At 40.6% G+C, this 24,889-nt stretch carries 20 protein-coding genes; 7 read left to right on the top strand and 13 right to left on the bottom strand.

What is annotated here, in order from left to right; translation table 11 throughout:
• Positions 1 to 15: 15 nt before the first annotated feature.
• The 6 genes from V7L12_RS10625 to V7L12_RS10600 form a co-directional block, all read right to left on the bottom strand.
• Complete coding sequence (locus tag V7L12_RS10625; protein WP_335084279.1) at positions 16 to 1,407, bottom strand: ATP-binding protein; 1,392 nt, start codon at positions 1,405 to 1,407, stop codon at positions 16 to 18.
• A gap of 87 nt (positions 1,408 to 1,494) precedes the next feature.
• Positions 1,495 to 2,037 carry a methanogen output domain 1-containing protein gene (locus tag V7L12_RS10620; RefSeq protein ID WP_335084278.1) on the bottom strand — a complete coding sequence of 181 codons (543 nt, stop codon included), beginning with the start codon at positions 2,035 to 2,037 and terminating at the stop codon, positions 1,495 to 1,497.
• 541 nt (positions 2,038 to 2,578) lie between these two features.
• Entirely contained in the window at positions 2,579 to 3,622 is a 1,044-nt protein-coding gene (locus V7L12_RS10615) for a sensor histidine kinase (RefSeq protein WP_335084277.1), read from the bottom strand.
• Positions 3,623 to 3,628: 6 nt separating this feature from the next.
• Positions 3,629 to 4,780, bottom strand: a complete 1,152-nt coding sequence (locus V7L12_RS10610) for an FIST signal transduction protein (protein ID WP_335084276.1) — start codon at positions 4,778 to 4,780, stop codon at positions 3,629 to 3,631.
• 42 nt (positions 4,781 to 4,822) lie between these two features.
• Positions 4,823 to 6,142: a hybrid sensor histidine kinase/response regulator gene (locus tag V7L12_RS10605; protein ID WP_335084275.1), complete on the bottom strand. Its 1,320-nt coding sequence runs from the start codon at positions 6,140 to 6,142 to the stop codon at positions 4,823 to 4,825.
• 1,218 nt (positions 6,143 to 7,360) lie between these two features.
• The gene (locus tag V7L12_RS10600; protein ID WP_334816988.1) at positions 7,361 to 8,011 is read right to left on the bottom strand and encodes a response regulator; all 651 of its coding nucleotides are present in this window, start codon (positions 8,009 to 8,011) and stop codon (positions 7,361 to 7,363) included.
• A 234-nt stretch (positions 8,012 to 8,245) separates the two neighbouring features.
• Here V7L12_RS10600 and lipA point away from each other — a divergent pair, with 234 nt between their 5' ends.
• Positions 8,246 to 9,160: a lipoyl synthase gene (gene lipA, locus V7L12_RS10595; RefSeq protein ID WP_335084432.1), complete on the top strand. Its 915-nt coding sequence runs from the start codon at positions 8,246 to 8,248 to the stop codon at positions 9,158 to 9,160.
• Positions 9,161 to 9,326: 166 nt separating this feature from the next.
• Positions 9,327 to 9,464 carry a photosystem I protein PsaX gene (locus V7L12_RS10590; protein ID WP_229467884.1) on the top strand — a complete coding sequence of 46 codons (138 nt, stop codon included), beginning with the start codon at positions 9,327 to 9,329 and terminating at the stop codon, positions 9,462 to 9,464.
• Positions 9,465 to 9,485: 21 nt separating this feature from the next.
• Here V7L12_RS10590 and V7L12_RS10585 read toward each other — a convergent pair whose 3' ends face one another.
• The gene (locus V7L12_RS10585) at positions 9,486 to 10,352 is read right to left on the bottom strand and encodes a branched-chain amino acid ABC transporter permease (RefSeq protein ID WP_335084274.1); all 867 of its coding nucleotides are present in this window, start codon (positions 10,350 to 10,352) and stop codon (positions 9,486 to 9,488) included.
• A gap of 208 nt (positions 10,353 to 10,560) precedes the next feature.
• Between V7L12_RS10585 and hrmK the strand changes: the two genes are divergently transcribed.
• Positions 10,561 to 12,414 (top strand): hybrid histidine kinase/response regulator HrmK, encoded by a 1,854-nt coding sequence (hrmK, locus tag V7L12_RS10580; protein ID WP_335084273.1) that lies wholly within the window; start codon positions 10,561 to 10,563, stop codon positions 12,412 to 12,414.
• Between the two features lie 136 nt (positions 12,415 to 12,550).
• Positions 12,551 to 13,378: an ATP-dependent sacrificial sulfur transferase LarE gene (gene larE, locus V7L12_RS10575; RefSeq protein ID WP_335084431.1), complete on the top strand. Its 828-nt coding sequence runs from the start codon at positions 12,551 to 12,553 to the stop codon at positions 13,376 to 13,378.
• A 25-nt stretch (positions 13,379 to 13,403) separates the two neighbouring features.
• Here larE and V7L12_RS10570 read toward each other — a convergent pair whose 3' ends face one another.
• Together V7L12_RS10570 and V7L12_RS10565 are read right to left on the bottom strand one after the other, a co-directional pair.
• Positions 13,404 to 13,760, bottom strand: a complete 357-nt coding sequence (locus V7L12_RS10570; RefSeq protein WP_335084430.1) for a DUF4864 domain-containing protein — start codon at positions 13,758 to 13,760, stop codon at positions 13,404 to 13,406.
• Between the two features lie 66 nt (positions 13,761 to 13,826).
• Positions 13,827 to 14,882: an SGNH/GDSL hydrolase family protein gene (locus tag V7L12_RS10565; RefSeq protein ID WP_335084272.1), complete on the bottom strand. Its 1,056-nt coding sequence runs from the start codon at positions 14,880 to 14,882 to the stop codon at positions 13,827 to 13,829.
• Positions 14,883 to 15,480: 598 nt separating this feature from the next.
• Between V7L12_RS10565 and V7L12_RS10560 the strand changes: the two genes are divergently transcribed.
• Together V7L12_RS10560 and V7L12_RS10555 are read left to right on the top strand one after the other, a co-directional pair.
• The gene (locus tag V7L12_RS10560) at positions 15,481 to 15,654 is read left to right on the top strand and encodes a helix-turn-helix domain-containing protein (RefSeq protein ID WP_335084271.1); all 174 of its coding nucleotides are present in this window, start codon (positions 15,481 to 15,483) and stop codon (positions 15,652 to 15,654) included.
• A 232-nt stretch (positions 15,655 to 15,886) separates the two neighbouring features.
• Positions 15,887 to 16,081, top strand: coding sequence for a hypothetical protein (locus tag V7L12_RS10555; RefSeq protein WP_292740248.1), 195 nt, complete (start codon positions 15,887 to 15,889; stop codon positions 16,079 to 16,081).
• A gap of 73 nt (positions 16,082 to 16,154) precedes the next feature.
• Here the strand turns inward: V7L12_RS10555 and V7L12_RS10550 are convergent, their stop codons facing one another.
• From V7L12_RS10550 to psaA, 4 genes are all read right to left on the bottom strand, one after another.
• The gene (locus tag V7L12_RS10550; RefSeq protein ID WP_335084270.1) at positions 16,155 to 17,060 is read right to left on the bottom strand and encodes a DNA-methyltransferase; all 906 of its coding nucleotides are present in this window, start codon (positions 17,058 to 17,060) and stop codon (positions 16,155 to 16,157) included.
• Positions 17,061 to 17,652: 592 nt separating this feature from the next.
• Positions 17,653 to 17,925, bottom strand: coding sequence for a hypothetical protein (locus tag V7L12_RS10545; RefSeq protein ID WP_335084269.1), 273 nt, complete (start codon positions 17,923 to 17,925; stop codon positions 17,653 to 17,655).
• 61 nt (positions 17,926 to 17,986) lie between these two features.
• Positions 17,987 to 20,218 carry a photosystem I core protein PsaB gene (gene psaB / locus V7L12_RS10540; RefSeq protein ID WP_335084268.1) on the bottom strand — a complete coding sequence of 744 codons (2,232 nt, stop codon included), beginning with the start codon at positions 20,216 to 20,218 and terminating at the stop codon, positions 17,987 to 17,989.
• Between the two features lie 120 nt (positions 20,219 to 20,338).
• The gene (gene psaA, locus V7L12_RS10535; RefSeq protein ID WP_335084267.1) at positions 20,339 to 22,597 is read right to left on the bottom strand and encodes a photosystem I core protein PsaA; all 2,259 of its coding nucleotides are present in this window, start codon (positions 22,595 to 22,597) and stop codon (positions 20,339 to 20,341) included.
• Between the two features lie 537 nt (positions 22,598 to 23,134).
• Between psaA and V7L12_RS10530 the strand changes: the two genes are divergently transcribed.
• Positions 23,135 to 24,793, top strand: coding sequence for a hypothetical protein (locus V7L12_RS10530; protein WP_335084266.1), 1,659 nt, complete (start codon positions 23,135 to 23,137; stop codon positions 24,791 to 24,793).
• The last annotated feature ends 96 nt before the right edge of the window (positions 24,794 to 24,889 follow it).

Genomic DNA, 24,889 nt, shown 5'->3' with positions numbered 1-24,889 from the left:
CTTTTAACTGAAATTTTATGAGGCTGATTGAATAGGTATTTTAATTACAAATTCTGCACCTTTTCCTGGAACAGAAAAACAGTTAAGTTGCCCGTTATGTTTTTCGACTATAATCTGATAGCTTATATATAGCCCTAGTCCAGTACCTTTGCCCACAGTTTTAGTGGTAAAAAACGGATCAAATAGTTTTGAGCGAACTTGTTCATTTATCCCCAAAGCATTATCAGCAATACTAACCGCTATCCAATTTTTATCAATTACCTCAGTTTTAATTTGAATTTCGGGATTATTTTTTGTCAGTTTCTGATTGTCAGTAGTTTGTGAATTGACTGCTGACCACTGACCATTATTCGCTGACACCTCCAGTGCATCGATCGCATTAGCAAGAATATTCATAAACACTTGATTGAGTTGACCAGGGTAGCAAGTTATATTCGGCAGTTGACTATATTTTTTAATGACTTTGATTTCTGGGTACTCATGTGTAGCTTGCAGGCGATGCTCGAAAATCATTAAAGTACTATCAATTCCTTCATGGATATTAACTTGCTTAAGTTCTGCTTCATCAAGTCTGGAAAAATTACGTAGTGATTTAACAATTTCCTGAATGCGCTCTGTTCCCACTGTCATTGATTGGAAGAGTTTAGTTATATCTTGAATTAGAAAATCCAAATCTATTTCTTCTATTTGTTCTTGGATTTCTGGAGGACTACTTGGACAAAATTGTTGATAAATTTGCACCAATTTAAGTAAATCCTGAGTGTATTTATGAGCGTGGTGAAGATTCCCATAAATAAAACTTACAGGGTTGTTAATTTCATGGGCAATACCAGCAACCATCTGACCTAAACTAGACATTTTCTCAGCTTGGATAAGCTGAGTTTGGGTAAGTTGTAGTTCGTTTAGTGTTTCTTGTAAAGCAGTTGTACGTTCTTCAACCCGAATTTCTAACTCTTGATTCGCTTTCTTGAGCGCTTCCTCTGCCTGTTTACGTCTGTGAACTTCTTTTGCTAACTCATCGATTTTTTCGTTCAAGAGAACGAAATTACTGCTGGTCAGAGTTCTATTTTCCAAGCGTAAGAGAATTAAAGCTGAACATCCAGGAGACCAAGGTTGAATAACGGCTCCTTGGCTACGACATATTAACGTTTGCCCATCATTCTTTCGTAAAGTCAAAGAGCCAATCACCATTGCCCTGCTACTTGAACAAGCTTGCAGATACTTTAAAATATCGTTGGCAGGCTCAGTTACAATTTCAACAAGCATTTTTCCCCGGAGTTCCTGACGGCGTAACCCCAACATATCTGCTACTGGTTTATTGGTAGCTAACAACTGACCCTCTCCACTCACCAGAAGTAAAGGTTCTGGTAAAACTCTGGCAAATTCAAGAAATTGTTCAGGAGTCATGGGGCTTTAACTTTCACGGTTTGACTCTACTTTACATATCTGCACTAAACTTATATACTGGACTTATTTTGTTTGATGCTGAAGGATTTACACAGATTCTATTCCCCTAAAGTATTCTCGACCTTCTGCATCTTCTGCCTCTTCTGTAAGTTTTAAGTAAACAATAATTTTACATCCAGAATAACCTTGTGCTATCGTCTCTTGCAATTCTACTTTCGCATATCCTAGATTATTAGCTGCGATCGTTCCAAAAACGTTTGAAGTCATCATGCACATGGCAGGGCGATTAAGTACTTTGTCGCCAAATGGGCAAACACGGTTGCCAAAGACAATTTTTTCATCATTCTGCTCAATAATATAAAAATCGCCCTGGATTCGTTTTTTTAAATCAATCAAAACATCAGCTACCTGCTTACGAGAAAGCTTAGATATCTCCAGGGCAGATTTATAATCTTGGTTAATCTGCCTTCCCATCTTTTCACCAACAACGCTAATAAATCCCGAAGCTTCTTCTAAACCAACTACATCCTGCAAAGTACCAGATAATTCTCTGATTAGTGTACGTAAAAATATATCGCGTTCTAAAGAAAGATTAAGTGTGGCTGTTGAGTGCTTGGGTGCATTGATCATAAATTTTGAGGATACCATCTTGGAAGTACAGTTATAGAGTTCCCCAAAATGTCTCTAAAGTAACTACTTAATCTTTTTATTCTGAAAATTTGATGTTTGCTTTTGGTTCTAATGAAAAAAATGTCCATAACAAATTCTGAGCCTTATCATTGTGACAGTTTACCGTTTTGCATAGTCTCTTCTATGTTACGTCCCCATTATCCTTTCTAACCCTCATTCCAAAGTAGAGAATTAGATTAAGTCTTAAAAAGGTTAGCCAGCAAAATATTAAGTGTTTTCCCATGAGCAGTGGGCTTGGATTGCGAGAATCTTCTAGGTAAAAATATCGTTAACACTAAACATATTTTATTATTAACTCGTGCAGAAATGCACTTATTCGCAATCAGGATACAATTTTTATGTTTTTTATAAATAAACTTCGTTCCTTTAAAAACGTAACTAATTACGAGGGATGAAGTATGAATAATTTGGTCACTATAAATTGCTAATATATTGAACATCTATTTTTTAAATAGTTTAAAAAAATTCTAAATTTGCTACTTTAATAAATAGGTATAGTCATGATAAAATCAGAACCTTTTCCTAACACAGAATTTACTTCTAGAGTTCCTTTATGTTTTTGGACAATTATTTGATAAGCAATTGATAACCCTAATCCTGTTCCTTTTCCCACAGGTTTTGTTGTGAATAAATGATCAAATATTTTTTGCTGAATATCAGCCGATATTCCCACCCCATTATCTTGAATCCGAATCAAGACATGATTCTTATCTTCAGTGAGGGCAGTATGAATTGTAATTTGATTGGGATTTAGCTTAATATCATTAAAACTCAGTCCAGCATTAGACTCATCTAAAGCATCAATGGCATTTGCCAAGAGATTCATAAATACCTGATTCAATTGTCCTGGAAAGCATTCTACTAGGGGAAATTCTTCGTAATATTGAACTACTTGAATAGCAGGACGAATCTTATTCACTTGTAAACGGTGCTTGAGAATGACGAGAGTACTGTTAATACCTTCATGAATATTAAAGAGAATTTTTTGTTCTGTATCTGCTCTAGAGAAAATTCGTAGGCTATGGCTAATATTGAAAATACGATCTGTACCTTCTCTCATTGAGGAAATGAGTTTAGGTAGATCCTCGCGCACGTATTCTAAGTCAATCATTTCGATTGTTTCTTGAATTTGCTGAGATGTTTTAGGATAGGTCTGCTGATAGAGGTCAATTAGATATAATAAATTATCAATATACTCTTTAGCTGGAGTCAGATTAGCTGCAATAAAGCCAACTGGGTTGTTAATTTCATGAGCTACATCTGCTACCATGCTTCCCAAAGTAGACATTTTATTCTCCATTATCTGAAGATTAAGAAGCATTATTTCTAGCTCATGGCTTCTTTCTTCTAACTTATTTTGATATTCTTTTAATTCATCAATTACTCTTCTGAGCAAACATTCTTTTTTTCGGTTTGTTTCTTCAAGTTTTATCCGGTCTGATTCAGAGCGCTCTAATTTCTTTTGGAGAATTCGATTGGCTTTTTTTAATTCTTTAATTTCTTGTTGATAATCTAATATTCCCATTAACTTTTAATGACTTCCCAAAATTAAAGTTACAAAAGTTTCATTATGGAATTGCGTTTGGCTAATTCCATCTATAGGAGCAATTTCTCCATAAGAATAAAATCCACAGGCAGGTAAATAGTCAGTCAGACAAAGTTTCGTATTCTGATACTCTTCTTGTGCCCTAGTACCAAGTATTTGCCGACGAGCTACACAGGAAAAAAATAAAACAGCACTTGGTTCTGTACCAGGATAATTATCTAAAGCAGTCATAAATGATGCTTTGGAAGCTGCCAAAATATCTTCATAACCTGCTTCGGAAATTTGAATAATTGCTCGATCGGGAATATCTCCAAAAAAGGTTATGCTACTAGATTCTTGATTGTAAGTAATAGGTGCTCTTATATAAAAATTGTCTTCATTTTCATCAAAGACTGCTAGTGGATATTCCATTGAAGGAGGAAGCAAACCTAAATAATGATGATAAAAATCTAAAGCTGGTTTACCATCTATTTCATAGACTATGTTTTTATCTACTTTAGTCACTTTGCTTGTTTGACCAATAGGATGCCAACCACTTGCAACAGCATGGGAAAACAATATTGTGCCGGAAAAAAGCAGAATTGGTACAGAATCACTTAATACTTCTGTTTGAAAAAATTGATATGTACTTAGATATCTTGATTGATCGCCTGCTAAACCACCGAATATTGGCATATATTGACCAAGAGCTAGCTTTAAGCCATTCAATATAGAGACACCACTAGTTGTCAGGCTCTCTGGATGAGTTAGGCATAGCTTTGGAGGTGCAGTACTTTTTGCTTTGGCTTGCTCCACAGCTTGTTTAGTTGCAGTAATTGGATCGTCTGAAACTTTGCGTCCAACTCCTGCATGAATTTCAATTTCGTCTGAGCAAAACAACATCAAGGTGATTGAATCTTGCTGAAACTCTAAGACTGAAGAAATTTCTCCATCTGTTGTTCCACCAATCAACTCAATCCCCGGAAAAGCCCGATCGATTTGCTGCAAAATGAGAGAATGATCGAAGTCAATTGCAGCAAAAATAATCCCAGCTTTTGGTATATCTCCTGCAAGAGAACTGGTACATTGCTGAAGAACTTCTTCAACTGCTGAGAGAGAATCTGGATCGTTACTGTGACCTACTACTGCCTTTAACATAAATTTATTTATTATGTTTATAAACGGAACTTACTATAATTATTAAATGGGAAGTTTAATGATAAACTCTGAACCTTGCCCTATTGATGAATTTACCTCTAGAGTTCCTCCATGTTTTTCGACAACAATTTGACGGGCAATTGATAATCCTAATCCTGTACCTTGACCCACAGGCTTAGTGGTGAATAAATAGTCAAAGATTTTTTGTTGGACATCAGCCGACATTCCCACGCCATTATCTTTAATCCTAATCAAGATATAATTTTTATCTTCAGTGAGAGTGGTTTGAATCAAAATTTGATTAGGATTTGCTTCAATCTCAATATAGGTAAGTCCTACATTAGACTCCTCTAAAGCATCAATAGCATTAGCTAATAAATTCATAAATACCTGATTTAGTTGTCCGATAAAACATTCTAATTCTGGCAATATATCGTAATCTTTAATTACTTGAATATCGGGTCGAACTTCAGATGCTTTTAAACGGTGTTTGAGAATCATAATTGTACTGTCTATGCCATCATGAATATTGCAATAAACTTTGCGATCGCTATCTGCTCGAGAAAAGGTTCTCAAGCTGGTACTAATGTTGCGAATGCGCTGAACTCCCTCTTTCATTGAGGAAATTAAATTAGGTAGATCGGCAAGTATATACTTCAAATCTATCGCTGCAATTTCCTCTTTAATTTCTGGAACTGGATTAGGATAGTGCTGATTATAAAGGTCAATAATGTTAATCATGTCTTGGAAATATACTGAAGCGTGGCCAAGATTGCCATGAATGAAACCAACTGGATTATTAATTTCATGAGCAACTCCTGCTACTAATTGACCAAGGGCAGACATTTTTTCTGTCTGTACAAGCTGAAGTTGAGACTCTTGTAGGTCTTTTAATGCCCTAGATAATGCTGATGTCCTTTCTAAAACTCGTTTTTCTAAAGTTTTTGCAAGATTTCGTAATTGAAGATGGGTTTTAATTCTAGCTAATAACTCTTCTTCATGAAAGGGTTTTGTGATGTAATCAACTGCTCCTATGTTTAGACCCTTTACCTTACTGTGAGTATCAGAATTTGCTGTCATAAAAATTACGGGTATATCACAAGTAGCTGAATTTTCTTTCAGTCTTTTACAAGTTTCAAATCCATCTATTCCTGGCATTATCAAATCTAATAAAATTAAATCAGGAAGTTGGAATTCAACCTGCTTAAGTGCTCTTTCTCCATTATTTTCTGTGATAACTTTAAACCCTACATTAGTTAATGTATTAAAGACAATTTCTAAATTAGTATTAGTATCATCTACTACTAATATCAAACTATCTTCTGGGGTATAAAGCATTTTCATATCTGGTTTTTCATTCATATATTTAAATTAATTTTCTTCATTGTTAGTTATTCCCTATTTGCCCTGCGATCGCAGCTAAGTCACCTCTATTTTATTGGCAGACTGACTGCAAATTTCTCGTCTGACAACCCTATAGTTCCCAAAAACTCTGATAACAGCAACATTCTCACACTAAATTGCCTACAGCTTTTTGCAGAAGCGATCGCTAATGGACATCAATCACCAATTTAAATTTTCACCAAAGTTGAAAATCATCTTTTATGAAGGCGATCGCTCTTAAATTACTTACTATTACCCTTGTTTTTTAGAAAATTAGCGCTAACTAAGAACAATATTCTTGATGCCTTAAGTTAATCTTTTCAGTTAGTCAACAGTATTTATCATGAATATTCCTAGATGTAACTATATTTTTTATCAAAATTTTATAAAAAATATAGTTACAGATAATTATGGTTAGTTTTTTTAAACATTCAACAATATTGGTTAAGTTTGAAAATATTCATATAGATTTACACACCACGACAGTGACGTAAATATAATTTACGTCACTGTATAACATATTGTATTTTAGTGAGTTGAATTTTTTCAAAAAATTGTCATAGGCTCTCTTTGAGTCTCTTGATTTTGTTCTCCTGTAATTAATATTTGTTATTTCTAACTAATCTATTTTTATGAAAGAACTACTTTCCTCCGATTTATATTGTCCATTTTTCTTTTATATCAATAACCATGTTGACGTTTTAGAAGAGTATGCTCTTGAATTGGTAACTCGCTTTAACCTACTGGTGAATAAATCAGTTTACCAACGTTTCATCAATTCAAATTTTTTTTAAGCTAGTAGCAGGTGCTTATCCTTACTGCGAGCTAGAAAAAATCAATGGCTTGGGGATTGTATTGGATTCATCATTTACCGAAAGAATAGAATTTTTTTGTTTAATTTATATTACAAAATATGACTTTAAATATATTTTTTTTACTTAATATTTGAATCTTGAACTGTAGCGTTTCCTCATCAAGTTAAGTACATATAAAAACTTCAACCACAACCCCTCTTTGAACTTACAAAGAGGGAAGATAAAGTACAGCTTTACCGGGCTAAGGTAAAGCTGTACCTCACTAAATAATGATGATTTGTCAATATAAGTGTTTTTGAACTAACTATCTTTATCCGCTTTTAATCGGACACCAGTATAGATGGTGTATTTTTGGCTGCGATAATAATAATGAGCACAAATACTACTTGATTTTTTGTTTAATAAAAGTCACAACCTGAGTTAGCTGTTTCTTCAAACCATCAATTTCTGCTTGCATTTTGACAATTTTCTCATTCAATACATTAATTTCTGCCTCGGAGACTCCTCCAGTACTGGGGGTTGCGACGCTAGGGGTTGCGACACTAGGAATTGCAACGCTAGGGGCTACTACCGTACTATTGGCGACACCAGAGGTCGGTAATGTACTATTTTTTATAGAAACTGCTGCTCCTACTGAAACTAATTCTGGGCGTGGCTGTTTCGCCTTAGCCATAGCTAACTTAATCGCGCCAATTAGTTGTTTCTGATCAAAAGGCTTGCCCAGAAATTCAAAATATTCAAATGGTTCTGTGATTTTCTCAGTCACCTCTTCCTTGCGACCTGACATGATCACTAAAGGAATTTTCCTTAATTCTGGGTGGGCTTGAACTTGCTGGAAAACTTCCCAGCCACTCATTTTAGGCAACAGGAAATCCAGCATAATCAGGCTGAGTTTTTCCTGAAGGATGAAATTTAGTCCTTCCACACCGTCTTTTGCTTCTAGTACCTCAAAATTGCCCGGAGGCAACATTTCTCGTACTTTTACCCTGACAACTGTAGTGTCATCGATAACTAAAATCTTGTTGCTTGCCACGACTGTTTGCTCTAACAGAAACTATAAGTGTAAATAGCGGCTTTGCCGATTGTCCTTGAGAATCCTCCCACTATATACATAATTTCTAGCAATTGGGGGATAGTATATTTCGGTATAAATGACATTGTTAGAGGTGTTTTGCAAAACTTTTGCTCACGCTCTTTTCAATTTGTGTCATGGTGATATTTAATCAACAGACCACTACATCTATATCCGCATCTTGCTTGGATGTCTATGATTTCGTCACAACAAGCCGAACTAAAGTCTGAAATTATGGCAATGCCTAGCTGGTTACGTCGCCCGATTGGTAAAGCCAGTGAAATCTCTACCGTACAACGCATTATTAAGCAGCGCCAAATTCACACGATTTGCGAAGAAGGACGCTGCCCTAACCGCGGAGAGTGCTATGCCCAAAAAACCGCAACTTTTTTGCTAATGGGGCCAACATGTACCCGGTCTTGTGCTTTCTGTCAAGTAGATAAAGGTCATGCACCAATGCCTCTTGATTTAGAGGAACCTGAAAAGGTCGCCCAGGCGGTGCTGCTTTTGGGATTGCGTTATGTGGTGCTGACTTCTGTAGCCCGTGATGACTTGCCCGATCAGGGTGCAGGGCACTTTGTAGAGACGATCGCTACTATCCGCCAATTGAACCCAGAGACTCAAATTGAAGTGCTGACCCCAGATTTTTGGGGTGGTGCTGGTGTTGGGGAGTTAGGTCAACGCCAGCGGATAGCGATGATTGTCAAAGCCAAACCAGCTTGTTTTAATCACAATATCGAGACAGTGCAACGATTAACTGGCCCAGTGCGCCGGGGAGCCAAGTACGATCGCTCGCTCTTGGTGCTGGCTACAGTTAAAGAAATCGATTCGACAATTCCCACCAAATCAGGTTTGATGCTGGGACACGGAGAAACACTTGATGAAGTCATTGAAGCAATGGCTGATTTAAGGGCTGTGGGATGCGATCGCTTAACTATCGGGCAGTATATGCGTCCTTCTCTAGAACATTTGCCAGTCAAAAAATATTGGACTCTAGAGGAATTCGATCAGCTTGGCAGATTAGCATGGGAAATGGGATTCAACCATGTTCGTTCTGGGCCACTGGTTCGCAGTTCCTATCATGCTGGAGAGGAGGGAGTAGGGGGATGAGGGAGACAAGGGGGACAAGGGGGAATATCTTCCCAATACCCAATGCCCAATTCCCAATGCCCCATGCTTAATTCCCAACTTCACACAAATATTCTTAAAGAATTTGAGTATTTGGTACGCCAGTTTGGTATTTCTTAAAAAGTCATGACATAAGGAGAATCGCATTATGACTGCTAAAACGAACAATTCCCCAGTTGCCGACAGTGGAGCTAAACCTCCCTACGCCTTTCGCACAGGCTGGGCACTGTTCTTGTTAGCTATCAATTTCCTGGTAGCAGCCTACTATTTCCACATTATTGAGTAGTTAGAAGTGGAGTGGTGCTGCTCAAATCGTTCCTTTGAATAAACCTTTGGGACGAATGAGCAGCACCAAAATCATGATGAACAGTGCGACACCTTGTTTATACTGTGAACCCAGCCAAGGAGTGCTGATTTCCTGGACGATGCCAATGATAAAAGCTGCTGCGATCGCACCGTAGGGGTTGCCAATCCCACCAAGAATTACTGAGGCAAATAATGGTAATATTAAGAACCATCCCATATTCGGGCGCACAGCTGTAATTAACCCATACATACTGCCGCCCAATGAGGTAAGAGTGCCAGCAATTAGCCAAGTCCAGAAAATTACTCGGTCAACATTGATACCTGAAACCCTGGCTAAATCCAGATCGTCAGCAACTGCTCGCATCGCCTTACCAATTTTGGTATTTTGCAGCAGGTAATGCAGCGCCAAAATTGCTAGCACCGCCAACCCTAATACCAATAATTGATTTTGCGGTATCTTTAAACCCAAAATATCTAAAGCCGGAGTAACAGGTAAATTATAATTTTGGTTCTTACCACCCCAGATAAAAATAATCCCATTGCGAATAAATAAGGCAAGCCCGATAGAAATAATAATCAGCGTAGTGGAAGTAGCACGGATAGAGCGCATCTTTGACCACAGTAACTTTTCCGATAACAGCATTGCTGCTACTGTTCCCGCCGCCGCTAGGATCATCGACAGCCAAATATTGACTCCAATAGTGTTTATCAGCCAAGTCAGATAGGCTCCTAAAGTGAGAAAGTCACCATGAGCAAAGTTAGATAGCCGTAAAATTCCATAAGTAAGAGTCAGTCCGACTGCGGCTAGAGCAATAATGCTCCCCACCGCAATCCCATTAACGATTAGTTGGGGGAATTGTGTATCCATAAGTCTTAAGTTGCGTTTAAAAAATTTTAGGTTAGTGGTTTATACAATAATTTTTTTTTGATCTAGCTGCTAAATTCGACATCATAAGTTATGGTTTATAACAACATAAGTTATCGTTTATAAATAAAAAAGAGTTGTCCACTAATATACATAAAATCCTGTCGGGATTTTTATGCAAAGCTAAACTTGTTCAGCGGTCTAGTTGACTATGCAGCAGTACTCAAGCTTACCAGACCAGAACTCACTGATAGATGCAACGCCAAAACTTTTGACAACAATTGAGATTGAGCAACTTCGCGCCGAGCTGCGGCTGGAGAGCAGCTTAAATCAGTTACAAAGTCGCCTTGATGATTGCTTGCTTTCTGCTTGTAACACTGTCCCACAGACAGAAGCCGCACAAGCGGAATTTTTCCAAACCGTGGTTAACGAGATTAATAGTGCTGTTCACAGCAGTAATCTGGCACTTACAGAATGTGCCGTAGGCATCGCTATGTGTCAACCACAAGAAACTGTTGCCACAGTTTGTTATATTTCTCGTTCTCCATCCCCAAATTCACAATCTTTATTTCTAGAAGTGCTGACAGCAGAAAAAAAGCTGCTGTTGAGATTGCAAGAGGTGATAAAACTTGAAGATTTGCAACAGCTTGAGAATCAACAACTACCAAGCGCTTGGCGGTTAGCTGATCATTCTGGCAGCGTTATGGGCTGGCTAATTATCGCCACAGCGCCCCTAAGCTCCGATCGTGAGTCGCTCATAGAATCACAAGCTCAACTCAGATCGCAATTGATGGCAAGGTCTGCTAGGTACTGTACTAAAGCCTTATTACAACTTAGACATATCCTATCTTTGCAGCAACAATGTCAACAGTTAAGTAACTCTAATCAAGAATTGGAGCGCACCAATCAACTGAAAAATCAGTTTCTGGCAAACACCAGCCACGAAATTCGCACACTGCTTAGTTGTATTACTATGCCGGTTTCCATGCTTTTAACCCCAGGGTTTGAAGCAACTATAGAAAGCGAGCGATACTATTTAAATATCATTCAGTCTAGTGGCAAGAACTTGCTAAATCTGATTAATGATATTTTGGATCTTTCTAAAATTGAAGCAAATCAGTTAGTAGTGAAGTGGGAAACACTAGATGTACAATTCGTATGTGACAGTGTTTTCGCACTGGTGAAAGAGAAAGCTGCTGATAAGAGTTTAAACCTACGTCTAGAAATTGACCTCGATATCACAACCCTAGAAGCTGATGATTTGCGACTCAAGCAAATGCTCTTGAATTTACTTTTGAATGCCCTAAAGTTCACCAGCGAAGGAAGTGTTGGCTTAGAGGTTGTTATTGAAGGTGTATTTGTGCATTTTACAGTTTGGGATACTGGCACTGGCATTTCCCAAGAAGACCAAGTTCAACTGTTTCAACGCTATTTTCAAATTGCCAGGGCTGATGGTGTTGAAGGTACTGGTTTGGGTTTAGCACTGACTCAAAAACTCGCCCAAATTCACGGTGGTTCTGTGAAAGTGGAATCTGAAGTAGATCGCGGCTCCCGTTTTACCCTGATACTTCCCCTTAACCAAGAGGCGGGAGTGGGGGGAGCAGAGGGAGCAGGGGAAGCAGAGGAAGCAGGGGAAGCAAGATTTCCCTCATCTTTTCTGCCTTTGACTCCTAGTTCTTCTAGAGAAATTTTGCTGGTAGAAAATGATTTACCCAATGCTGATTTGATACAAATTTATCTAAGTAAATTGGGCTATCAGGTGACTTGGGTTGAGAATGCTGCCCAGATGTGGGAAGCTCTAAGACAGTTAGACCCAGCTGTGATTTTAATGGATGTTTATCTGCCAGATGGAAATGGTCTGAACTTGGTGCAACAACTGCGAAAACATGGGCAATATCAAACGATTCCGGTAATTGTTCAAACAGCAATGGCAATGAGAGGCGATCGCGAAACCTGTCTAGCAGATGGAGCAAATGACTATATTTCTAAACCGATTGATTTACCGCTTTTAGCCAGTCTGGTGGCCAAGTACAGTCAAGCACCAACCTTGGTTGATGGGGAGTAGGAATTGGGGAGTGGGGAGTGAGGGAGACAAGAAGAAACCATGCCCAATGCCCCATGCTCAATGCCCAATGCCCCATAACTAATGACTACAATATAAATGATTGGGTGCTGTAGGGTTTTGGCAGGATTGGGAAATGATGCTGACAGAAAAATTTGAGCAATTAAGAGCCTTATTTAGAGAAATGGAGCAGGCGTTGATTGCCTACTCTGGGGGCGTTGATAGCACTTTGGTTGCCAAAATTGCTTATGATGTGTTGGGCGATCGCGCTTTGGCTGTCACGGCTGTTTCTCCTTCGCTTTTGCCAGAAGAGTTAGAAGATGCCAAAATTCAAGCTGCAACTATTGGGATTCCTCATAAAATCGTCCAGACTCACGAGATGGAAAATCCCAATTACACCTCTAACCCTGTTAACCGCTGTTATTTCTGTAAAAGTGAGTTGCACGACACTCTCAAACCTTTAGCTTTACAGCTGGGTTATCCTTATGTGGTGGATGGGGTGAATGCTGATGATTTGCATGATTATCGCCCAGGAATTCAGGCGGCTAAAGAAAGAGGTGCGCGATCGCCTTTAGCAGAAGTGGGTGTCACCAAAGTTGAAGTTCGCCAACTTTCGCAACAACTCGGCTTACCTTGGTGGGATAAACCGGCCCAACCTTGTCTCAGTTCCCGGTTTCCTTACGGTGAAGAGATTACTGTGGCTAAGTTGCAACGAGTTGGTAGAGGAGAAATTTATCTGCGAAAACTAGGTTGGCAGAATTTGCGTGTGCGATCGGAAGGCGATACAGCCCGTATTGAATTACCACCAGAACAAATCAAAGAGTTTGTGTTGACTAACGATTTACAAAAGTTAGTTTCGGCATTTCAAGATTTTGGATTTATCTACGTAACCTTAGATTTAGAAGGTTATCGTAGCGGTAAGTTAAATCAGGTTTTAAATAGGGAAGGCTTGGGCGTTAAAGTATAGGATTTTAGTTCTATAAATATAGAGTTTATTTACCGTCTAGAGAAACTAGGAAGCAACCGTTAATCCTCCAGATATTATTGGGCTGTTTTTCCATAAAATATAAAGCCCTCAAGGGAACTCCATCAGGAGCAAGTAGCAGCACTGGTTGAGTTATATTTCCCTGGATGGTTGTTATTTTCTCAAAAAAGACAGAACGAGGACGGTATACTGCTGGGTAGCTTGTCTTTACCATCTGCATAAAATTTTCTGGGGTTCCGAATTGCGCCTGAATCGCCGGACTAGCAAAGGCAAAAGCGCCTTGGGCATCATCTTTTTTAAAAGCTGCCAATTGGTATTCAATTACAGAACGTATGTTGATGGCATCGATATCAGGAACTTCCATAAATTTAAAAATTGCGGAGGCGCAGCCCGTCGTAGACATCGCTCCAAGTATTGGCAAAGCGATCGCTCAATTCTCACGCTGAGTGAGTTTGTATTCTATCTGCTGTAGTGCCGTTCGCCACACATCATATCCTTCTTGAGACAGATGCAATCCATCTGTGGTCAACTCTGGACGCAAATTGCCTTCCATATCCGTAAACCAGCTATAAATATTGAGATAATTAGCGCCTTCTTGTTTGGCAATCACAGTTAGTTGGATGTTGATGTGACGAATGCGGCTATTGGAAATTTTTGGTAGACGAGTAGGCAAAATTGATTGGACAATGATTTGAGCTTGGGGGTGAGCCTGCCGTAAACGCCGGACAATCCGGCGATAATTACGCAAAATTGTTTCATCAGTAGCGCCTTTTCGTAGGTCGTTAATCCCAGCCATGATGTAAATAACATCTGGCCGCGTTGCCGAAAATGCCCCCAATCTTTTTAAAACGCCACTAGAAGTATCTCCAGATATGCCTTGATTCAGCCACAATTTCCCAGCAGGCAGTTTTTCTCTCGGAAACCACATACTCAAAGAATCACCAACTAAAATACTTAGATGATTGGCACCTTGACCTTGAGCGATCGCTCTAGCTTCTAAAGCTAGTAAACTTTTCCAGTCGTCGTAAGTTAGTTGACGTTTCTTGATCGACTCCCACAATGATTGCAAATTATCACTATCTACGCGTGTATAAATCTGACCTGTTTTCAGAGCCGCCAATCTTTGGTAGTAAAGTTGATTTCCAGATGTCAATAAAAGGCTAGTTGCTTGGGCGCTGGCGTTGATTAATGACTCTGTTGGGGCTGCTAATCCCTGACTGCTGAATTCTGGTACGCTAGAGACATTTTTCTCACTTACTATTGGCTGCGAACTTTTTAGGGGTTGGAACGCTTGGCCGCTGAGTTCGGGTAAAGAGAGATCAACGCTCTTGATAATTTTTGTACTGACTATCGTCTGCGAACCCTGTTTTAAATCCCACAGGAATCTAGAACTTTCTGGCAGGACAATTGACAGATGTGGAAGAGCCGATGCTGGTATTGCTAATCCTGTTAACAAGCCTGCTGCCAACAGATAAGGGTCCCTCATCGCTTTCTCTCTCCTCTACTCACTGCTTTTCCTGATCACGGCATTAGTTGCCTGTATTCAGGAAAATTTTACTTCGGTTAAGTTATTATTCTTATTTACGCTGTATAGTTCTGTAAAGCGTGTTCATGAGATTATATTTGACAATTTACGATCTCTTTAAAGTACGGTTTTCCCCGTGGTATACAAGTCTTATTTGTGAGAATACTTCTACTGAAAGCACTGTTTTCATCAGGCGACCACTTTTTCTAACTCAGTTATCACAAATATTACTAGTGTTTGCAAACTCGGCAATTAGTGAGTGATTTTTGAGGAGATCAGGACAGAGGTTTTTGCTTTTGATGTTGCTAGTATGTGAAATAACCATCAGATTTTAGGTTTCTAGATTTCAGTCAATTGTTGCGATCGCCTGAGAGTTTGCTAGGGCGAGAGGCTATATCTGACGACAAGCAGTTTCTCTACGAGACGCTACGCATAGCTTGCTTCTTTGCAGGAGTACACTTCTACATTTTTCACTTTGTCATGTTAAATTTTGCAGTGCAAATGCACCAGTTATTAAAGATGTGACTAGTTCAGATTAAAGATTTGAGAACTAGCACAAGTGAAAGTATGGTCAATAAAAGAAGTTTCTGGCCGTTCTGGGATAATTTCCAGCACAGTTATAAGTTATGCGCGTAGTCACGAAATGACAACAGTTGACTTTCGTGCTATATACAAATTAGCTTGTGCCTTTAATCTGACGATTGAGGACTTGGTGGAAATTTTGGATAAATAGGCAAAATTATAATTGTTGAGAATATTGATATCATACGATGATGTGTACTCAATGAGCAAGTATAGCGTTTGCCATACTGAGAATTTAATAACTCACTATACGTAATTTAAAATTTATGTTTACTAATTGAAGTATGAGTTGAAACACATTTAAATTAAGTTTTAACTCTAGAGAATAACCTCATTGAAAGTGCTAAGATTTAGGCTGAATCATTAGTGTTTCCTTTTCTTCTGTGGCTAGAGCTAGTACAGCGATTGGTGTCAGTCCCATTATTAAAGAGATTGTGCAAAAACAGGCACATTCCACACGTTTGACCCTGAAAGAAGTTATTCTCATGGGGATGTTAGCTATTGATAAACTAGATGATCGAGGTCGTCAAGAGCTAGCAGATCAAGTTCATCAAATGCAGGTGAATGGAGAAATTTAATTGAGTAGTTATGAGTTAAGAGCTATTAGTTATAAATTTTAACTTCTCACTCCTGACTCTTTACTTAATTTGGTTATTGGCTAAATCGATAACGACTTCCAATTACATAACTTTCATTAATTTCAAAAGATATCCATCGGCGTTGCAGAGTTTCAGCAACAAAGCCGGTTGTATTAGAACCTGCAAATGGATCTAATACCATATCACCTTCATCAGTTAAAAATTTGATGAAGAACTCGGCGAACCCTTGAGGAAAACGTGCTGGATGGGGTCTAATTTCTGCTGTTTTGCAGCGTCGTAAATAAGCACTATTCGATTCAGTATTAGCAATTTCTAGCAAATTCGGCGGAATTGCACCTTGGTTATCTTTTTGAAATTTATTAGAAATATCATGTCCACTAGGACGTATTTTTGCTTTATAACCATTTTTTAATAACTGTTTCATACTTTGGCTATAGGGCTTTAATACTCTTCTGTTATCTGCTTTAGGATGCGGTGTTTTAGACAACCACCAAACTGTATTTACAGAATCTTTCACACGAATCCGCCTGATTGTCACCCACTCAGCAGGGCTTGGCAGTCGAGCCGGATTATAGTGATAGAATTCTTGAGCAAGAAAGAAACCAACTTCTTTGCATAATCTTACTAAAAGTTCGTATTGGTAGATACTCCGCACGGGATTACCAGGTAGGTAAGCGCCACCTAAATCTAGTACGAATGAGCCATTATCTGCCAGTACTCTTTTAAATTCGGATGCAAAAGGTAGGAACCACTCAATATATTTTTCAGCAGTTTCGTTACCGTATTCTTTTTTTCGGGTGAGTGCGAATGGAGGCGAGGTGATAATTAAATTAATACTATTATCATCAATGAATTTAATAAGTTTAAGGCTATCGCCTAAATATGCGGCTCCGTTTTGCTGAATATAACAGGGATTAAAACTTATTTCTTTTTGTGGCCTTATTGATTCTTCTTGCAAGAGTTATAAAATTATCTAGTTTTTTATAGTTATAACTTGTTTTGGTATTGTTTAAGGATTTAATTTTAAAAGTTATTTTTTTAACGCAGAGGGACGCAGAGGGAAGCGCAAAGTAAAGCAGAGGAGTATATTAACTTTGGACACCCTGATGCACGGTTTACGGTGACATATATTTGGGGTTCCTGTAATGCGCTTTTGCTAGTTTGTCATGGTTAGGCGTAGGCGTAGCCCGTCGTAAACATCGCTTTCTTTTTAGATAGGTTCTCCATCTTTTAAAGAGTATATGTTTGATTTATAGTTAAGAAACTCAAAGACTCCACCACTCTGAGCAAGTTGTATTAAGTCACAGGTTGAAGGCTCTTACGCATGGAAAAGTAGTTTTTCTTCCAAAAGCGATCGCTTATAAATCGCTCTTAATTAAAGAGATATATGATAATTTGCAACAGTGATTCAACAAGTTTAGTCTTCGTTTAGTATTTCGGTTTGTTTTATATACATTTTTTCTATTAATTCCTTTTCATTTTTTCCTTTTGGGATCTGTATGAGAGACAACGAGATACCGAGTTCTTGTTCATCTTCTCGATCAAGTGATTCAACTTGCTTGCGTGAATTCATCCTCCATTAAGAAGTAACGTGCTTCTTCTTCATTAGTAAATGTGTATTTAGAACCATCACAATCTAATATTTCAGCGGATAAATCATCGTAAGTTCTTAACCTTGCCCAATTTAAGTTAGGAAAACTACAGGATATCAGCCACCAATTTTCTTTGATAATAGATTTTTGTTGGAATTGCATTTTATTTCCATTTATTTTTATAGCACGTTCAACTTCTATTACTGTAATTTTAAACTTAACTAATTCCACAAAAATCCCCCACCTTGCGGCAGGGGATTTTTATTACTTACCTACAAAACTAGCAGCCGAATTAACCGAACTTACCAGCAGTAGAAGCAATCAAGAATGCAGCGTAAGTTACGATGTAGCCAACAGTGAAGTGAGCTAGACCAACTACACGAGCTTGAACAATGGACAGAGCCACGGGCTTGTCCTTCCAGCGAACTAGGTTAGCTAGAGGAGTGCGTTCGTGTGCCCAAACAAGGGTTTCAATCAACTCTTGCCAGTAACCTCTCCAGGAGATTAAGAACATGAAGCCAGTAGCCCAAACTAGGTGTCCAAACAGGAACATCCAAGCCCAGACAGACAGGTTATTCACACCATAAGGGTTGTAACCGTTAATCAACTGAGCGGAGTTAGCCCAGAGGTAATCGCGGAACCAGCCCATGAGATATGTAGAGTTCTCATTGAACTGAGCTACGTTGCCTTGCCAAATACCTAGATGCTTCCAATGCCAGTAGAAGGTAACCCAACCAAGGGTATTGAGCATCCAGAATGTAGCGAGGTAGAAGGAATCCCAAGCGGAGATGTCGCAAGTACCGCCACGACCGGGGCCGTCACAAGGGAAGGCATAGCCGAAGTCCTTTTTATCGGGCATCAGCTTAGAACCACGGGCATCCAAAGCACCTTTGACCAAGATCAAGGTGGTGGTGTGCAGACCTAAAGCGATCGCATGGTGTACCAAGAAGTCGCCAGGGCCAATGGTCAAGAACAGGGAGTTAGTACCAGCATTGATGGCATCTAACCAGCCTGGCAACCAAACGTTAGCGTAGTTGGGCCATGCTGTGTAAGCAATACTATCTGGGTTAGATAGCAAGGTGTCTAAACCGTACAGTACCTTACCGTTAGCAGCTTGAACAAATTGAGCAAACACTGGCTCAATCAAGATTTGCTTTTCAGGAGTACCGAAAGCAACTACTACGTCGTTGTGTACGTACAAGCTGAGGGTGTGGAAGCCTAAGAAAAGCGATACCCAGCTAAGGTGGGAGATAATCGCTTCTTTGTGTTTCAACACGCGCTCAAGGACGTTGCCTTTATTTTGCTCTGGATCGTAATCCCGTACCCAGAATATTGCCCCGTGTGCAAAAGCACCAAGTATCAAGAAACCAGCAATGTATTGATGGTGTGTGTACAGCGCTGCCTGAGTCGTATAGTCCTTCGCAATAAATGCGTAGGAAGGCATGGCGTACATGTGTTGCGCTACCAGAGAGGTGACGGTTCCCAGAGCAGCTAGGTGAATACCCAACTGGAAGTGCAGCGAATTGTTATAGGTGTCGTACAACCCTTGGTGAGGCAGGTTGAACTGACCTTCACTCTTGGTATTGGGTACTAAACCGGATTTGGAGTTCAGCATTTCTTTAATGCTGTGACCAATTCCGAAGTTAGTCCGATACATGTGACCAGCGACAATAAATAGGACTGCGATCGCTAGGTGGTGATGAGCTATGTCAGTCAGCCACAAAGCTTCTGTCTGAGGATGGAAACCACCCAAGAAAGTCAGGATTGCAGTTCCTGCACCTTGGGATGTACCAAATACATGTCCAGGAGTGTCAGGATTTTGAGCGTAAACAGACCAATTGCCTGTAAAGAATGGTGTTAAACCGGCTGGGTGGGGTAGGGTGGATAGGAAGTTATCCCAACCTACGTGCTGACCGCGAGCTTCGGGGACAGCAACGTGAATTAAGTGACCAGCCCAAGCCAAAGAACTAACACCAAACAAACCTGCTAAGTGGTGGTTTAGTCGATGTTCAGCGCTCTTAAACCATGCCAAGCTGGGACGGTACTTGGGTTGCAAGTGCAGCCAACCAGCGAACAAGAATACAGCCGCGAATAACAGCAAGAACACTGAACCGTTGTACAGTTCGCTGTTTGTCCGCATTCCGATGGTATACCACCAATGGTAAAGACCAGAGTAGGTAATGTTTACCGGATTGCTAGCACCAGCTTGGGTAAAAGCTTCGATCGCTGGTTTACCAAAGTGGGGGTCCCAAATCGCATGGGCGATGGGACGGATGTGAAGGGGATCTTTAATCCACTGTTCAAAGTTACCTTGCCAGGCTACGTGGAACAGGAGGCTCGATGCCCACAGGAAGATGATTGCCAAGTGACCGAAGTGAGTTGCGAAAATCTTTTGGTAAAGATTTTCTTCCGTCATGCCATCATGGGTTTCAAAATCGTTGCCTGTCGCGATCGCATACCATATCCGACGAGTCGTCGGGTCCTGTGCGAGATCCTGGCTAAATTTCGGAAATTTTGTCGCCATAGGTTTAATAAATCCTCTGACCTTTAGCCATCAAATATCAGCGTTTAGAGTCCTGAGTTCTGAGTCCTGAGTTCTGAGTTTTGACTCAGCACTCAGTACTCAGCACTCAATAACTGATTGCTACCCTACTGAAAGGATGTGTGCATGGAAGAATGCCCAAGTTGTGACAATTCCTCCCAAGAGGTAGTGAGCTACCCCTACAGCCCGACCCTGAATAATGCTCAAAGCGCGAGGCTGAATTGCTGGTGCTACCTTCAGTTTATTATGCGCCCAAACTATGGACTCAATTAATTCTTGCCAGTAGCCGCGACCACTGAACAGGAACATTAAGCTGAATGCCCAGACAAAGTGAGCGCCTAAGAAGAGTAGACCATAGGCAGATAGCGCGCTGCCATAGGAATTGATGACTTGTGTAGCTTGTGCCCACAAGAAGTCCCGTAACCAACCGTTGATGGTGATTGCACTTTGGGCAAAGTTACCACCAGTGATGTGAGTCACAGTACCATCTGCATCTACGGTTCCCCAGACATCTGATTGCATCTTCCAGCTGAAGTGGAAAATTGCGATGGATATTGTGTTGTACATCCAGAAAAGTCCGAGGAACACATGATCCCAACCAGATACTTGACAGGTACCGCCACGACCAGGACCATCGCAGGGAAAGCGGAAGCCCAGGTTTGCCTTGTCTGGAATCAGACGAGAGCTACGGGCATATAGCACACCTTTGAGCAGAATTAGGACAGTAACGTGTATTTGGAATGCGTGAATATGGTGGATTAAGAAGTCCGCCGTACCCAAAGCAATGGGCATCATTGCTACTTTACCGCCTACAGCCAAAATCCCACCGCCGAAAGCATAGCTAACGGGTTCTAGCGCATTGGGAGCAGTGCCACCAGGAGCTAGAGTGTGGATGTTTTGTACCCACTGAGCAAACACTGGCTGCAACTGAATTGCACTATCAGAGAACATGTCTTGAGGACGACCTAATGCACGCATTGTGTCGTTGTGGATGTAAAGTCCAAAGCTATGGAAGCCGAGGAAAATACATACCCAGTTGAGGTGAGAAATAATCGCATCTCGGTGACGAATCACCCGATCCAGTAAGTTGTTTTGGTTCACAACCGGATCGTAATCCCGCACCATGAATATGGCAGCGTGAGCCGCACCGCCGACTATACAGAATGCACCAATCCACATGTGGTGGGTGAAAATGCACAACTGCGTAGCATAGTCAGTTGCCAAATATGGATAGGGGGGCATCGCGTACATGTGATGCGCGATGATGATGGTCAGCGAACCCAAGAAGGCCAGGTTAGTAGCCAACTGAGCGTGCCAAGATGTGGTCAGGTTTTCGTAGAGACCTTTATGACCTTCACCGGTGAAAGGACCTTTATGGTTTTCTAGGATCTCTTTAATGCTGTGACCAATACCCCAGTTGGTACGGTACTGGTGACCAGCAATGATAAAGACAACCGCGATCGCTAAGTGGTGATGAGCAATATCAGTCATCCACAAGCCGCCTGTTACTGGGTTTAGACCGCCCTTGAAGGTCAGGAAGTCAGCATACTGACCCCAGTTCAAGGTGAAGAAAGGTGCTAAACCAGCAGCAAAGCCAGGGTACAGCTCGGTCAACAAGTCTTTGTTCAAGATGAACTCGTGGGGCAAGGGTATGTCTTTGAGAGCAACCCCTGCATCCAAAAGCTTGTTGGTCGGTGCGGATACGTGGATTATGTGACCTGCCCATCCCAAGGAACCACAACCTAGCAATATTTGCAAGTGGTGATTCAGCATTGACTCCACATTCTGGAACCATTCCAGTTTGGGAGCGCGTTTGTGGTAATGGAACCAGCCTGCAAATAGTAATAAGCCTGCTAATACCAAGCCACCGATCGCAGTCACGTAAAGCTGGAAGGAGTTTGTGATACCCCAGCCACGCCATACTTGGAACAAGCCAGAGGTGATTTGAATACCGTGGAAACCACCGCCAACATCACCGTTTAAAATGTCTTGTCCCACAATGGGCCAAACAACCTGAGCACTTGGTCTAACGTTCAACGGATCGCTTAACCAAGCTTCGTAGTTAGAAAACTTCGCGCCGTGGAAAATCATCCCGCTCAACCAAACCATTATTACGGCTAAGTGGCCGAAGTGGGCTGAGAATATCTTGCGGGATATATCTTCTAAATCGCTTGTATGTGTATCAAAATCATGGGCGAGTGCGTGCAGGTTCCAAATCCATGTGGTGGTTTTGGGACCTCTGGCCAAGGATCTGTCAAAGTGTCCAGGTTGCGCCCATCTCTCGAATGAGGTTGGAACTGGATCGTTATCGACGATTACTCTTGCCTTTTTTTCCTCTCGCTCCGGAGGACTTATTGTCATTCGACCTCCTCTCTTGATAAGGAATGAGGAATCATGTATACCACAAAATGAACCATTACCGCATACTCCAGAATTTTACTGAAGCCGCGATCAAGACCCGATGTGGAGAGTTGTTTCTCGTTGAATTATAGAGTCTTCACTTGTACATTGTTAGAGATATTTTAACAATAATTCAAACTTGCTCAAATATTGCTGGAATTCATGCCTTAACTGGCTTTTAACTCCAAACTTTTTGTCCAAAAGTCAATAGTTTATCTATTTAATTTACAAACAATAACAATTCGTAAAATTTATAGTTTGTCTGTATGTAGCCGATGTCCCAACTTTTACTGCTATTACTCATGAACATTTATGTCATATTTCAATTTTTGCAAGTAAAACGCTGTAAAGAATATGACTTATTTTAAAATTTTATGAGATACAAAGGAAAACTTATGGGATGTGAGGTAGATTTCACCTTTTGGGCTATAGTTCCAGATGGACAGTTTGAGCCAAAATAATCTGTCAATTGTCGAAGACTATCACTGGGTGTAACGCATGAACTCGTGGCAGAAAAGGGTGTTAGAGAAGCTCCTCCCTCAGAGGTTCCTGATTCTCAGGTGGGTAATGACATTGGTGCTGGTATTACACTTGACCAGTTGCGGCGAGAAAGCCGACAGCCAGGAAGTATCTACTGGCTATAAAGAAAACTCCCCACAGATTTCTCAAATTTCAAAGCAATTTTCGGAAGTTTCCCCTCCATCTGTTATTCAAGAACTGCGGACAATTTTGGAAGTTTATCAGCCACAAGTGACAATTGTTACTCCAAAAATTGATGAAGTTCTTCAAGACAACAAAGTTACAGCCAGTTTTCAGGTTAAGGATTTACCAATATTTAAAGACCCACAATTACAACTGGGGCCACATCTACACGTCATTCTGGATAATCAACCTTATATACCTGTTTACGACCTGAATCAGCCCTTGGTTTTGCCAGACTTGTCTCCAGGTAGTCATACCCTGCGCGTTTTTGCTTCTCGTCCTTGGCATGAAAGCTTTAAGAATGAAGGCGCTTATGCCCAAACAACATTTCACGTCTTCATCAAAACCGACGACAACACCCCAGATCCTAAATTACCCCTGCTAACTTACAGCCGCCCTCAAAGCAGTTATGGAGCAGAACCAATCTTACTGGACTTCTACCTAACTAATGCTCCTCTCCACCTCGTCGGCAAAGAAAAGGCCAATGACGAGTTCAGTGATTGGCGCATCCGCTCCACTATTAATGGTGAAAGCTTTATTTTTGATCGCTGGCAGGCAGTTTACCTTAAAGGCTTCCGTCCAGGGAAAAACTGGGTAAAGTTAGAATTTCTCGATAATCAGGGAAATCCTGTCAAAAATGCTTTTAATACTACAGTTAGATTGATTGACTACCAGCCAAAGGGTAAAGACACTCTGTCGAGAATTGTCAGAGGAGAACTCACAGCAGCTGAGGTGCACCCGATTGTAGACCCGAATTATAAACTTGCACCTAAACCCACATCCACACCTTCTGTTGAAAAAACACCCCAAATACAGCCTATTCCTGAAACTGAAATTCCAGAACAATCCAAAACACAGCCAGAAAAACCAAAATTAGAAGTTCCAACGGCTGCACCATCTCCCAGCTTGTCCCCAACGCCACCAGAAATTATTGAGTCTCCAGCACCAGAACTACAGCCGGAGGTAACACCAACTCCCGAATCAACGCCGTTACCTGAAAAAGTTGCGCCTCAGCCAACAAAACCTAGATTTGGTGGATTTTTTAACCGTGGGGCTGGTAAAGTTCCCACCCCAGAAGCACCAGTTGCACCATCTCCTAGTTTGCCACCCACACTGCCAGAGATTATTGAGTCTCCGACACCAGAAATTATTACGCCAACACCAGAACCACAGCCAAAGGTAACGCCAACTCCTGAATCAACGCCTTTACCCGAAAAAGTAACGCCTCAGCCCAAAAAATCTTCTAGATTTGGTGGGTTTTTTAATCGTCGAACGGCTAAGACACCTACTCCCCAAGTAACAGTTGCCCCATCTCCTAGTTTGCCACCAACGCTGCCAGAGATTATTGAGTCTCCGACACCAGAAATTATTACGCCAACACTAGAATCACAGCCAGAGGTAACGCCAACACCTCCTTCTGCTGAATTACCCGAAAAACAAGTCCAACAGCCATAAAAAACAGGATTTAGTTATACCTTGAAGGCTGGTAGAGGCAGCAGAGAAGTGAAATAAATCACTTTTCTTCTGCGTCATCGGACTCAGCAATATGCG

The organism is Nostoc sp., from assembly GCF_036918245.1.
Lineage (GTDB): Bacteria > Cyanobacteriota > Cyanobacteriia > Cyanobacteriales > Nostocaceae > Nostoc.
Note: the sequence above shows the minus strand (reverse complement) of the source record. Positions and strands in the feature narration are given on the sequence as shown.

Coding starts and splice junctions, on each gene's coding strand:
- V7L12_RS10625 (WP_335084279.1), bottom strand. CDS start 1,407: ATGACTCCTGAACAATTTCTTGAATTTGCCAGAGTTTTACCAGAACCT.
- V7L12_RS10620 (WP_335084278.1), bottom strand. CDS start 2,037: ATGATCAATGCACCCAAGCACTCAACAGCCACACTTAATCTTTCTTTA.
- V7L12_RS10615 (WP_335084277.1), bottom strand. CDS start 3,622: ATGGGAATATTAGATTATCAACAAGAAATTAAAGAATTAAAAAAAGCC.
- V7L12_RS10610 (WP_335084276.1), bottom strand. CDS start 4,780: ATGTTAAAGGCAGTAGTAGGTCACAGTAACGATCCAGATTCTCTCTCA.
- V7L12_RS10605 (WP_335084275.1), bottom strand. CDS start 6,142: ATGAATGAAAAACCAGATATGAAAATGCTTTATACCCCAGAAGATAGT.
- lipA (WP_335084432.1), top strand. CDS start 8,246: ATGATTTCGTCACAACAAGCCGAACTAAAGTCTGAAATTATGGCAATG.
- V7L12_RS10590 (WP_229467884.1), top strand. CDS start 9,327: ATGACTGCTAAAACGAACAATTCCCCAGTTGCCGACAGTGGAGCTAAA.
- V7L12_RS10585 (WP_335084274.1), bottom strand. CDS start 10,352: ATGGATACACAATTCCCCCAACTAATCGTTAATGGGATTGCGGTGGGG.
- hrmK (WP_335084273.1), top strand. CDS start 10,561: ATGCAGCAGTACTCAAGCTTACCAGACCAGAACTCACTGATAGATGCA.
- larE (WP_335084431.1), top strand. CDS start 12,551: ATGCTGACAGAAAAATTTGAGCAATTAAGAGCCTTATTTAGAGAAATG.
- V7L12_RS10570 (WP_335084430.1), bottom strand. CDS start 13,760: ATGGAAGTTCCTGATATCGATGCCATCAACATACGTTCTGTAATTGAA.
- V7L12_RS10565 (WP_335084272.1), bottom strand. CDS start 14,882: ATGAGGGACCCTTATCTGTTGGCAGCAGGCTTGTTAACAGGATTAGCA.
- psaB (WP_335084268.1), bottom strand. CDS start 20,218: ATGGCGACAAAATTTCCGAAATTTAGCCAGGATCTCGCACAGGACCCG.
- psaA (WP_335084267.1), bottom strand. CDS start 22,597: ATGACAATAAGTCCTCCGGAGCGAGAGGAAAAAAAGGCAAGAGTAATC.
- V7L12_RS10530 (WP_335084266.1), top strand. CDS start 23,135: ATGAACTCGTGGCAGAAAAGGGTGTTAGAGAAGCTCCTCCCTCAGAGG.